The following is a 13,067-nucleotide window of genomic DNA, read 5'->3' as shown; positions in this document are numbered from 1 at the left end:
TTTTTTAGATGGATAGGTTTAAGCCTAATAAGAATTGTCTAGAAATTGGGTAGAAACCATAGTCTACTCCGCCACCTATGGCATCACCATTAGTTGCAGCGGGGTCGTATCCGTTATATTTTGTAAGTGTAAATGCATTATTTACAGAAACATATAATCTGAATTTACTAATCCCTAATTTATCAATCACTTGGTCTGATAAGGAATATCCTAATTGTATATTCTGAATTCTTAAGAACGCAGAATCTTCAACATAAAAGTCAGAGAATAATTTGTTTGAAGTTGCTCCTGTTGTTGCTCTTGGTACTGAATTACTAGTTCCTTCTCCGGTCCATCTGTCTAAATACAAATTCAGTCTGTTTACATTAGGTTGGTCACGCTCGTAATTACGAACAGTTTCTTTGCCTAATTCGGCATACATATAACTACTAAAATCGAAGTTTCTATATTCGAAATTTAAATTTAATCCCATGATATAATCTGGTTGAGGTTTACCTAAATACGTTCTATCATCTAGAGTAATTTCTCCGTCACCGTTAACATCTACAAAACGGATATCTCCTGGAGAAGCAGTTGCGCCTAAACCAGATTGCGAAGGATGTGCATTAACTTCTGCTTGGTTTTGAAAAATCCCATCGGTTTTAAGTCCGTAGAAATACCCTAAAGGCTGTCCCTCTTCCATTCTAGAAATAAAAGGTTGTCCGACACCAAATGAGCCACCTTCAGAAACAACACCATTACTTACAGATATCACTTCGTTATTAATATGAGTAACGTTATAACTTACACCAAAAGAAAAATTATCGTTAACAGCTTGTTTATAATTTAAGAAAAGCTCGACCCCTTTATTTCTAGATGTTCCTGCATTTACAGTTGGTAACCCTGCTCCTGGAGCACCTCCTCCTAAAATACCAGATACTGGAAAGTCCTGGATAAGTAAATCGTTTCGGTCTTCAACGAAATAATCGGCTACAACTTCTAGTTTGTTATTAAATAAATTAATATCCAAACCAATATCTAATTTCTCGGCTGTTTCCCATGTCGCATCCGGATTTGGAATTCTTCCGTTAGCTGTTCCTGTTACTAAAGATCCGTCGAACACATAAGTCGCTTCACCTGTTAATAACGATCGGTATAAATCTTGTCCGTTATTATTATTTCCTAACACCCCATAACTGGCTCTTAGCTTTAAAAAATCAATGGTGTTAGAATCTTTTAAGAAATCTTCGTCCGAAATTTTCCAACCTGCCGTTGCTGAAGAGAAGTAATCAATTCTATTGTCTGTAGAAAAATCTGAAGCCCCATCACGACGAATCATACCTGAAATTAAATACTTGCTTTTATAATCGTATTGTACTCTTGCAAAATAAGACGACAATCTAGAATCGTAAATGTAAGAGCTAGTTGACTTGGCTTCACTTAATCCGTTCGCTAAAGATATATCTGCAAACTCCCAAGAGTTATTTGGCACATCAAAACCTGTGGCATTTAAATTATCTCCCCATGCACGTTGCGCCGTGGTACCTAATGTAAATGACGTATTATGGTTTTCTCCAAAGGTGTTTTCGTAATTTGCAAACGTATCCCAAGTATAGGAGTTGTTTGTGTTTTTAGTCTGAGTGACCGTACTTCTATCGGTATTAAATACTTTACCTGATCCGTAATTAACTATAGGAGAAAATACCTTGGCGTTATCGTTATAAGATTTTACACCAATACGAGACGTTATGGTTAATCCGTCAATAGGTTTATACTCTAACTGAAAGGTTCCTTCTATAGAACTTCCTGAATATTTATTATAGGTATTCGCTATTTGAGAAATGGGATTTACCACTTCGTTTCCTAAAAATCCTGAAGTATCTTGCTGATCTATGCTATACGTTGGTGCATAGTTTAACGCATTAAATAAAGGAGTTCCTAATGCATTCTCTCCAATGGTTTTTCTATTATTATTAAAGTAGTTTGCCGAAGTGGTGACTTTTAGTTTATCGAATACATCGAACGCTAATTTAATTTTCGCATTTGCTCTTGTGTAATTTGACTTATCGCTAGCGACAATACCATCCTGCTCTAAAATAGATCCTCCGAAATAATAGGTGCTTTTTTCTCCACCACCTGCAGCAGATAGATTATGACTTGTAATTGGAGCAGAATTAAATATTTGATCTTGCCAATCTACACCCGTACCTAAATCACTAACATTTGAAAACGGTAAGGCTTGCCCATTAGCCGCATAACTTTCGTTTAAAATTAACGCATATTCTGTGGCATTTAAATACGGTAATTCGCGAGTCGTTTCTTGAAAACCTGAATACACATCGTAGTTAATTCTTGCTTTAGCATTACGCTTACCCGATTTTGTAGTTACTAACACAACACCATTCGCACCTTCAATACCATATATGGCAGCTTGCGCATCTTTTAATATTGAAAACGTTTCGATATCGCTAGGGTTTATAGAATTTAAATCCCCTTTATAACCATCTATAATAACTAATGGCCCATTATCTCCATTAGAACTTACACCACGAATTAAAATATTAAATCCTCCACCTGGAGAACCCGAAGGAGCAGTTACCGAAACCCCTGCCGAAGTTCCTTGTAAAGCCTGAGCCGCATCAACTGGTCTTAATGCCTCAATAGTTTCAGAATTTACAATGGCTACAGCACCAGTTACGTCTTTCTTCTTTTGTGTTCCGTAACCCACTACAATAACCTCATCTAGCTGTGCTAGATCTTCTTGCAACTGAATGGTTAATTCGTCGCTACTAGAAATCACTACCTCCTTAGTTATATATCCTATATAACTCACAGAAATTGTCGAACCAATTTCAACCGCGTTTAAAGTAAAGTGACCATCAAAATCTGTAGTGGTTCCTTTACTTGTATCTTTAATTATGATGTTAGCACCTGGAATAGGAAAACCAGTTTCATCTTGAACAGTTCCTGACACATCTATATGCTGTGCACTAGCAAATGTTATAAAGAACAAGGTTAAAATTTTAAATAACGTGTGTCTCATAAAAATTAGTTTTTTTGTTTAAAGTAAAACTAGCGTTTATGATTAAGATATTACTAAATAACACCGCAACAAAAAACATACATGACAAAAAAACCCGTATTTATTTAACAAAACATCAATTACACGGCGTTTTCCCAAGGTTTTATTAAAATACTATAACCCACTAATAAAAAGCGAATTACAGTAGATGTTGTGGTAATGTATGGGTGATTTTGTAGATTGTATTGGTTATTACATCTCTAAAATGTAATCGGTAAGGTTAGATTCGTGAGGTAAATTCATTTTTTTACGCAAACGATACCGTTTAACTTCCACACTTCGTGGCGAAATATTTAATAGTGGTGCAATTTCCTTAGATGATAGATTTAAACGCAAATATGCACAGAGTCTTAAATCGTTTGATGTGAGTTCTGGATGTATCGATTTTATTTTCTTTAAAAAGTCTTTATCTGCATTATTAAAGGCTTCTTCAAAAACTTGCCAATCGTCTGTATTATTAATATTACTATCAATAATTTTAATGACCGGTTTTATATTTCCCGTGGTTTCAACCTTTAGTAGTTCACTTTTTAAACTACTCAACAATTCATTCTTTTTAATTAATGTCATGGTAGACATCCCCAACTCTTTATTTTTAGTTTCTATATCTTGACGCAACTTATCGTTATTGAATCGCATAAGGTTTTGCTTATTTTCCAAGTCTTTTAAAACGAGTTCACGTTGATTATCTTGTAGTAATTTTTCACGTTGTTTTTTATAATGGCGTTTATAGATGTTATGCATTAACAATGAAAACAGTAAAACCAATAGCACATAACTGGCAATCATGACATTTGATAAATACCAAGGTCTATTAATGGCAAAACTATACGTTTCTGTATTTTCTGAAACAGTTTTTCCTATTCGCGCTCTCACCTGAAAGGTGTATTCGCCAAAAGGTAGATTTTCAAACAAAACAGACGATGTTTTAAACCACGGGCTCCAAGCATCGTAAATACCGTCTAATTTATATTGAAATTCAGGGACTAAATATTTCTTGTACTCCGGTATATTATAACGGAATTCAATATTATTTTCTTTATTTTTAAAAGTGACAAAGGTGTTTTTATCGTATAAATGAATGGTATCATTATTCTTAGAAGTGGTGTTCGAAATAGTATTTAAATGTATTTTAAAGGGTTTATGCTCTAACTTATCTAAATCTATAATCATGTAACCAAGCGCATTGCCATACAAGTATTTATTTTTAAATAAATGTGTTATATTTTCGTAACCAGGAATATCATGTCTCACAAAACTTGGAAGCGAGATTTTTTCAACCTGTGGTAGATCACTTAATTTACCCGGTGTCATGTAGGTAATCCCGGATTTAGAAAACGACCATAGTCTTTGATTTGTGTTATCGACTATTAATTTACCTGAAGAGTATTCTTCTTCGGTAAAAAACGCACTCAATACAGAGTCTTGTACAAATTTATGTTGCTGAAAATCATAATCGTAAACACCGCGTTTATTGGTAAATAGCAACTTGTTATTGTATGTAACAAGACTCGAATTTAAGCCTTGTTCTATAGATGGGTCCTTAATTATTTCTGTGGCTTTAGTTAAATTAGAATCCAATGTAATTTTAAACACGCCTTTATACTCGTGGTTCACAAAAACCTGATTCGGATTTATAAATTCTATAAACCGACTAGACACGTTAAAACCGTCTATTTTATTTCTTAATTGCCACTGTCCGTTTTGCTTCTCAAGCACATACAAACCACTATAATTTCCTTGTAATATTAAATCATGACCTATGGGTTTAACAATCCAAGTCCCTTTTACATCTGCAATACGTTTGCTTGTGTTTTTTGTAATCTCAAACGTCCCGGAATCATGACCACAAAATAAAGTCTCCCCTATTTTGGTTAAACACCACGTGGCACCTTGCATACCTTCAATAAACCGATAGCTAGTATCTACACCCAATTCTTTGTAAAACAATCCTTGATTTGTTCCTAAATACAAAAAACCATGGTGTAAAACAGACGTATTTACAGCCCCTAACTCTCCAGTAATGTCGTTATAAATAGTAAAAGGAGAATCAATATTAACGCAGTTTATACCATTTTCTAAGCCCAGCCAAATATTAAGATCCGCATCTTCAAACACAGAAAGTATGGTATTATTACTTAATCCATTCTTCTGATTTAAATGTTGAATAATCTCTCCCGAGGCGTTTAAATGATAAATTCCTTTCGAAATACTTCCCAGCAAAAAACTATTATCTTTCAGTTTTAGACTTCTATAAATCCTAACATTAGACAAGGTAGCGTCCGAAGGTATATCCCATTTTATTAAATCACCACTTCCTTTAAATGTATAAAACCCTTTATCTTCTGTTTGAAACAATATGTTCCCGTCTTGATTAAAAATATTAACCAATAAATTTTGTTTTAAAATAGGATGATCCGATATTAACTTAGACTCACCTTTTACAATTTCGTAAACCCCATCATTTACGCGCTGAAAGTAAACACTGTTGTTCACCTTTATCATTTTATAAATTATGGTATCCGAATTTATAATAGACACTGAAGCATCGGTTGTATTGTATATGTAAATCCGATTTAAAGATTGAAATAACACCCAATCATCTATAGCGATTATGTTCCATATATCTTCGTCTTCTAAGAATGAAATATTCAAATTGGCAGATAATGGCACATATTCTAACCGTCCTAAATGATTGGGTTCCCAATATCCAAACGCCTTATAACTACCGGTGTAAATGCTATGTTCATCTACGCTAACCGATCTAATAATGGTATTGTTTGGAGACGGATATAAAACCCAACTCGCGCCATTAAACTCTAATAAACCTTTATTATTAGCGACGTAAATATTTTTACTTTTAGACTGAGATACAGACCAATTTTGATTATCTGCACCATAATCTACAGGGGAAAATACTTGTATAGGTGGATGCTCTAAAACTTGAGCCTGGGCTTGAAGTTTTATAACAACATGTAATAGAAGAAATAAGACAGAAAGTTTAATTAATTTCAAAGGTTAGGTATTAGTTTGTTTAAAATGTAATATAGTAAAAACATAAACAATGAACAACATGTTACTCCCACCAATACGCGTGATGTTTTTTTGCCTTTAATAAATTATATACTGAGATCCATTTAAGCTGTAAAACATGTTAGCACCGTCTTTTTAAGAAGTATAAACGCCTACTAAATAGTACTGTTTTATAATACATCTGTTTTAATATGCTCTATTTAAATGTGTAGGTCCTCTTATATTGAATGGTTACACACCAAAACACGCTAAACCGTCGAATCATGACGATTGAAAATCTTATTATTAATTTTTAAATCTTTAAAATTGCAATACAAAACAATACTTGTCGGATTAAAATCTTATTTATACTTTTAAGAGAGTGAATTACAATCAACTTTATAACTGACGTACAAATGAATAATCCACATTTATCCAAACGCACGCTTAAAATACTGCAATTCATAAAAGACAAGCACTACCCTTCCATAAATCAGATTTTCGACTATCTAAAAACATACGATCTCGTAGTGTCCTACCGAACGTTTCACCGCGATTTAAAAAAACTAAGAACCGATTTTGGTATCGAAATCACTTACAACAGAGTACATAACGGCTATTTTATTAATAAAGAAGAGAGTATAGACATTCCCTCCTTTTTTAGGTTTTTAGAATTGGTAAGCCTAGCCGAACTGTTTTCCGATGGATTAAGAGGCGACAAAAAACTGATGGAGTATGTGCATTTTGATGAGACCCCCGAATTAAAAGGTATTGAAAATTTACAGCCTATTTTAATAGCTATTAAACAAGCTTGTAAACTATCGTTTACCCATTACAACTATTATAAAGACACCGTAAAAGCCTACACCATCTCGCCCTTAATGGTTAAAGAGTATTTAAAGCGCTGGTATGTAATTGGTGTTATAGATGGTACCACCGAACTACGGATTTTTGGAATCGATAGACTTTCTGAAATCCAGCAAGGCGAACTCACCACAGTGCAAAAAAAGGACTTTCAAGAGGAATTGGATAAATTTAAAGATATTGTGGGCGTCCGCATAAACGAAACGCCTAAAGAACGCATAGTTATTCAAACCGACCAAAAACATATGCGCTACTTAAAAAGCCTGCCCCTACACCACTCTCAAGTGATTTTAGACGACAAAAATCCAGAGGGTATTAAAATTAGCTATGAGATTAGACCGAATTACGAGTTTGACACTCAAATCCTAAAAATGAGTTCCGAAGTCGAAGTCCTAGAGCCTATGTGGTATCGCGAACATATAAAGTCTAAAATAGAGGCCATCTATAAAAAATACAAAGCCTAATTACCGTTTCGGCACTATTTAATCCTATTCACTTTTTACTAAAATAATTTTTAGACTGACATGTTTTGTCAGTGTCTATGTCCATATTTGTGTCTACCTTTTAATAATTAACTGTAATATACATCACATATGAACATTTTATACATCCACGGACTCAACAGCAGTTTAAACGCCGAAAAACGATCGGTTTTAGAACACTATGGCACCGTATACGCGCCGTCTATCGATTACGAAAACCAGCCAGATGCTATTGCCCAACTCATTACAACCTATCAAACGTCCAACATGCACGTGGTTATAGGGAGCAGTATGGGTGGTTTTGCGGGCTATTATGTGTCTAATCAGTTTCAATGTCCTGCATTACTATTTAACCCTGCTTTAGCACAACGCTCGGTACACCAAAATATTCCAGAGCTAACACATCACAAAAGCGCTTTAAAACATGTGGTTCTAGGCACAGCAGATACGGTGGTGAATCCTGCAGAAACACTCCAATTCCTGAGTAAAACCATAAATCATCACCCAGAATACACCATCCATCTTCGAAACGATTTAGAGCATCGCATTCCGTTAGACATTTTTAAAGAAGAGGTCGATTTGTTTTTTAGTAAGTACAATCAGCTTAAATAATCCGATATAAAAATAGGCATATCAACACGCGTTTAAGGTTATAAATTTTCATTAAAAATTGCATGTCTTAGAACGTTAACGACCGAAATAACCAGTGTAACAAATGTGACAGCCAAAGCGAAACCAATATCGCATCTTTGTAACTTGAAACACAAACGCTCCCTAATCGGTTTATTATTAGGTACCATTGTAGGCTATTTGTATTATCATGTTGTGGGATATAAGTAGTAGTTGTGCCATGATTTCCAGACCACGAAACAGTGCGTTGTATAGTGCATTGTTGATAGGATTAGTATTTAATAGGTTTAAAAAACAAAAATCTCACACGGAATTATATAAATTCCACTCAACTAATCAAAGAAAGGCAAGGTATTGCATGTTGTAATTCCTGCTCATGATGCATTGTAAATTATTATTAATCGTAAATACATTAAATATATGTTCAATTCACTTAAACAGCTTTTCGGTTTCGGACCAAAAGTAGATTATGCTCAACTAGTTAAAGACGGTGCCATCATACTCGATGTCCGCACCACAGGGGAATTTCAGCAAGGTCATATTAAGGGGGCTCAAAATATGCCTCTAAACCATGTGTCTACAGCGTGTTCTAAACTGAATAAATCAAAAACAATTATCACCTGTTGTGCAAGCGGTATAAGAAGTGCACAAGCAAAAAAAGTACTTACAGCCAATGGGTTCACCGCGGTTAATGGTGGTGGTTGGAGCAGTTTACAGGGGAAGATTTAGGGGGTGGTAATTTAATTATTCGCAGACCTAACGGGCAATTGTAATTTTATAACAGAGTAATTATCGAAGTACAGAATACAAAAAGAAAGTCTCGCGCCAATAAATATTATGAAACTATTCGCCCACCTGTCCGTGTAAAAATGAGTTCTGGTAAAATAATTAGAATTTCTTTATCTATTTGTTCGTTATACCAATGTAATATGTAATTAATCTTCGATTCCTTAATTGTAAACCCTTCTTTTTCGTACCCTATTTTTTTTATTTTAAAACTATTCGAAAATTTCAAAACGCAGTGGCCTGAGTTATCAAAACAGCCAACGTCAGTTACTTTTAATCCATCACCGCTTCTAAGATTGGAAATAATGTGTTGTTTTGATGCGAAATAATTTAACCAAACATCTCTAAATGTTAGATTTATTAAAACAATCTAAACTCATGGTCGTTCTTGTGACTCCTTTTGCTTTTTTACTAAAACAACATGTATATTAGTATCTAATATTCATATTGTACTAATTACTTGAACTTAAAAATCTAATACCATAACAAATTCACCAATAATTTTTAGTTCGTTTATTTCAGTATTATCTAATACAATATTTTCATAAGTAGAATCAAAAGATAGAGGTTTAAGTATTATTGATTTATGAACCCAACTTTCATCTGTAATATTTTTTTCACTATGATAAGATTTGATGGTATAACCTGCTCCAAAATCAGAATCTTGAATATTGTAATGTTCAACCAAAACAATCTTACCTTCTCTACTGCCTCCTGGATCTTTCTTGAATAAGCACCAAGAGCCATTATCAATTTTCTTATTCATGGACTCTCCAAGTATTTGACAAACAAAATAATCTTCCCTTGTCGAAATATTTATAGGCAATTCCACCCACTTATAATTTTCAAATTCAGATTGGACTTGTAATTCACTAAAATTACCTGCCGCTGCATATATATCAAACACAGGTACTGCATTCACGAAAGGCTTAACTTCTGTAAAAGGTAAAATTCTTAATTTACTTTCAGTTTGAAAAGTCGCAATATGCTCTTTAAAATACGCTCTTAAATTCTTATCGCAAGCATAAATATAGACACCTCTTATACCTCTATACATTATGGTTTTATAGATATTTATAATATATTCTTTGAGTGCTTCTATATCATCTAATCCTCTTTTTCCATTTTTATCAAAATACTTTGATTTATCAATTTCAATCTGATTTGTAATGTTGTTAAATGATATTTCTTCCCCAAATATTACACCTGTATAATTCAAGTCATACCCTTGCGTTGTATGTATACACCCAACCTCATTGAATGAATTCTCTGAATTTATCCAATCTTTATCTGTTTTATTCCATTGTAATTCAACCCCATCTATTTCAATATCAATTGCATTATCATCTTTTTGAGAAGCCCAAGGCCATGAATAACCAGCTACTAATCTGCATAAACTATATTTCTCTTCTTGAATAGATAATTGCTGATACATATCTTTCATAGAATCGAAAACAACTATATCATAATTCTCTGGACTATAGAAATTCTTATTTCCACGTTTAACGTTTAGTAAATCATCTACAAATGTTATGTAATCATTTCCGCCATTAGAACGCATTTGAGATTTCAATTCTATCTCTATGGTATTAGATTCGCTTAATAGTTTATCAAAATGGTGTGAAGGAATATCTGAAGGCTTAACAGATTGAGCTGAATCGTAAAAGAATATTTGATTTTTACTATTTGCTATTATCCAATCTAATTCTGTTCCCGTATCGTCAAGACCTAATTTTCGGTTATTCTTTTTAAAAACTCCCATCCATCCAATATTTTTATACTGTCTTAAACGATGAGCTTCATCAACAATTAATAAATCGTACTTTTTTTTAAACGTATCTGAAGGACTAATAATCATTGATGATTTTAAATCTGGAATCTTTCTAAATACATTCTGTAAAGTTTTCCGAAGTGAACTCATCGCAACAACAAATCCAATTTCTGCTTTAGGATATTTCTCTTTATATGCTCGAATTAGATTTATTTCTTGAATTTCATTGTCACTAAAATCGTCCATATTAGTGTTGGAAACATCAGAACCAAGCAATTTAATTAAATAGGTCGCCAAAATTGTCTTCCCTGTTCCTGCACTACCTTTAATGAATATTTTATTGGACTTTTTTTCTATTAAAGCTTCAATAATTTCTAAAACAGAATTATATTGATTTTCATTAAGTGATTTGTAAGGAGAATATTTAAAAAGTTCAGAGTTTTCAATTTCTTCGAGAGATTTACTTACTATTTTATTCTCGACTAGTTTACTCCAAATATCTTTAAAAAGATTTTTATATAAATCTTGTTGGTAATAGTTATGATTGATTAATCCGTGATTTCCATTTTGTAATTCATAAGTGCCTTCGGAAGAAATGTATTGGATTAATTTTGATTCGATATCAAGTGTAGCAGATTTATTAAACTTATCAGAACCAATTATTGATATTTGATTAAAAGCATTTGCTTTTTTAGGATTAGCTAGATGGTTTTGAATTCTATTTGAAAAATTAGTTGATTCACCAACATAAGCAACTCGTTTAGATTCATTTTGTATAAAATAAACTAAAGGCCATTGGTTTTTCACCCAAATATTTTGATTAATTTCTTTGAGGGCATTTTTGTTGAAATCATAACGTTCAGAAACTTCTATGGATAGATCAAAGTTAGAAATCATAGTTTATTATACTTTTTAGCAGTACCTTTTGCTTTATCAATAGGGTATTTCTTCCCATTACTTTCTATTTTTTCTAATACAATTTCTTCTACATTAAAGTTATATTTGTTGGCAAGTAAAAAAGCATAAGCAAGAACATCTGCCAATTCTTCTTTAACAGATTCTCTATTTGCCTCTTCTGGTTTTTTCCATAAGAATTCTTCGAGTAATTCACCTGCTTCAATATTTATTGCTAAAGCTAAATCTTTAGGATTATGAAATTGTTCCCAATCTCGTTCATCTCTGAATTCAATTAATTTAGCTGTTATTTTCTTTATGTCACTCATAGTTTTTTACTCTGAATTTCAATAATTTTAGATTTATATTACTCCTTTTGTCTAAACTTGATATTTTGAATATTGATAAAATAAAGGAACATGACCAATACAATCACTAAATATATCACTTTCTATTAAAACAAGATTACGGTTAACCGTATGTAAATAATATTTCAGGATAAATTAATTAACATCAACCCCAACAACTCCAATCCCAACCGCCTCAGGACGATTTAATTCATACAACACACCAGCAACCTCTTGATAATACCGTACGCCACAAACCGCCAACAAGGTTCCGGTACCATTCGGAACAGTATTATTAGGCGTCATGCTAATAAGCGTATCATTAAAGGTTTTAGAAATAGGTACAGCATCAGCCAGGTGTAATTGATAGAGCAATGTTTCAAAATCGAAATCCAACACCCCAAATTGCACGATTACATGTGTCGCCCCCTCAATAAAAGGAATTTGAGTCACAAGAACATCGGATATCGAAAGTGTATTGGTTCCCCAATCCATTGAAAACGGAAAAGGTAATACGGTTTGTGGTCTGCAATCTGGTGTATACTCAAAATCGCATAATTCGCGGACGCCGAAAGCGGTGTCTACTCCAATCCCAACACGTCGCGCTCCCCGAGCACTTGTGGTATCTAGCGTTTTTAAACGGGTAAACAACGTCATTAACCTGCTGTGGAAGTGCGAGAAGGTGTACCCGGCAAAAAACGGGTGCAACGCCTGTCTAAATATTTTATTCACTCGGGAACAGTGCCCAAACTCACTCCCATTTTCCCGCACCCGTTGCATACTGGCTTTTGTTTTAATCGCTTTACCATTAAATCCGCCTCCAGCTACACGCACAATGGGCTTCCCTTTTAAATAATAAAAATTAAACCCGCCAAGCGTACCTACTATCGGAATAATACCTTTTTGCTTTGCCATATTTACCGTGTTTAAAAGTCCGCACCATATTACATCGCAACGACAAATAAACCCATAGCAACCAAATAGCTACTTAGGGGTTATAGCGTGCTTATACCGTGTTTATAACATGCTTATAGTATGGACTATATACACATAAAGATACATATTAATGAATTACAGAAAGTATAATCTGCCATAAAAACATAGTAACTAACCAAAACCCCACGCCTAGTAACACCTTAACATAGTGTACATTAACTCAAAACAACCAAAATAAACCACCAATGGTGTTTGCGTTGGTATACAAGAAGAAGTACTAAAAA

General features: G+C 33.6%; 8 protein-coding genes. 3 read left to right on the top strand and 5 right to left on the bottom strand.

What is annotated here, in order from left to right; translation table 11 throughout:
* Positions 1-4: 4 nt before the first annotated feature.
* Complete coding sequence (locus tag AC0UBM_RS01570) at positions 5-3,022, bottom strand: SusC/RagA family TonB-linked outer membrane protein (protein ID WP_475687371.1); 3,018 nt, start codon at positions 3,020-3,022, stop codon at positions 5-7.
* A gap of 231 nt (positions 3,023-3,253) precedes the next feature.
* A complete protein-coding gene (locus AC0UBM_RS01565; RefSeq protein WP_475687370.1) occupies positions 3,254-6,076 on the bottom strand; it encodes a helix-turn-helix and ligand-binding sensor domain-containing protein in 2,823 nt (940 codons plus the stop codon).
* A gap of 413 nt (positions 6,077-6,489) precedes the next feature.
* On the opposite strand from AC0UBM_RS01565, the gene AC0UBM_RS01560 reads away from it, so the two are divergent.
* The 3 genes from AC0UBM_RS01560 to AC0UBM_RS01550 all read left to right on the top strand — a co-directional run bounded on the left by AC0UBM_RS01560 (position 6,490) and on the right by AC0UBM_RS01550 (position 8,778).
* Positions 6,490-7,401: a helix-turn-helix transcriptional regulator gene (locus tag AC0UBM_RS01560; protein ID WP_475687369.1), complete on the top strand. Its 912-nt coding sequence runs from the start codon at positions 6,490-6,492 to the stop codon at positions 7,399-7,401.
* 129 nt (positions 7,402-7,530) lie between these two features.
* Positions 7,531-8,031, top strand: coding sequence for a YqiA/YcfP family alpha/beta fold hydrolase (locus AC0UBM_RS01555; RefSeq protein ID WP_475687368.1), 501 nt, complete (start codon positions 7,531-7,533; stop codon positions 8,029-8,031).
* Positions 8,032-8,469: 438 nt separating this feature from the next.
* Positions 8,470-8,778, top strand: coding sequence for a rhodanese-like domain-containing protein (locus AC0UBM_RS01550; protein ID WP_475687367.1), 309 nt, complete (start codon positions 8,470-8,472; stop codon positions 8,776-8,778).
* Between the two features lie 523 nt (positions 8,779-9,301).
* Here AC0UBM_RS01550 and AC0UBM_RS01545 read toward each other — a convergent pair.
* The 3 genes from AC0UBM_RS01545 to AC0UBM_RS01535 form a co-directional block, all read right to left on the bottom strand.
* On the bottom strand, positions 9,302-11,503 hold the full coding sequence (locus AC0UBM_RS01545) for a DNA/RNA helicase domain-containing protein (protein WP_475687366.1): 2,202 nt from the start codon (positions 11,501-11,503) through the stop codon (positions 9,302-9,304).
* Positions 11,500-11,829: a nucleotide pyrophosphohydrolase gene (locus AC0UBM_RS01540; protein ID WP_414034906.1), complete on the bottom strand. Its 330-nt coding sequence runs from the start codon at positions 11,827-11,829 to the stop codon at positions 11,500-11,502. Before AC0UBM_RS01540 ends, AC0UBM_RS01545 begins: the two co-directional genes overlap by 4 nt.
* A gap of 174 nt (positions 11,830-12,003) precedes the next feature.
* Positions 12,004-12,762, bottom strand: coding sequence for a hypothetical protein (locus tag AC0UBM_RS01535; RefSeq protein WP_475687365.1), 759 nt, complete (start codon positions 12,760-12,762; stop codon positions 12,004-12,006).
* Positions 12,763-13,067 lie beyond the last annotated feature (305 nt).

The organism is Formosa sp. F44, assembly GCF_056238645.1.
Note: the sequence above shows the minus strand (reverse complement) of the source record. Positions and strands in the feature narration are given on the sequence as shown.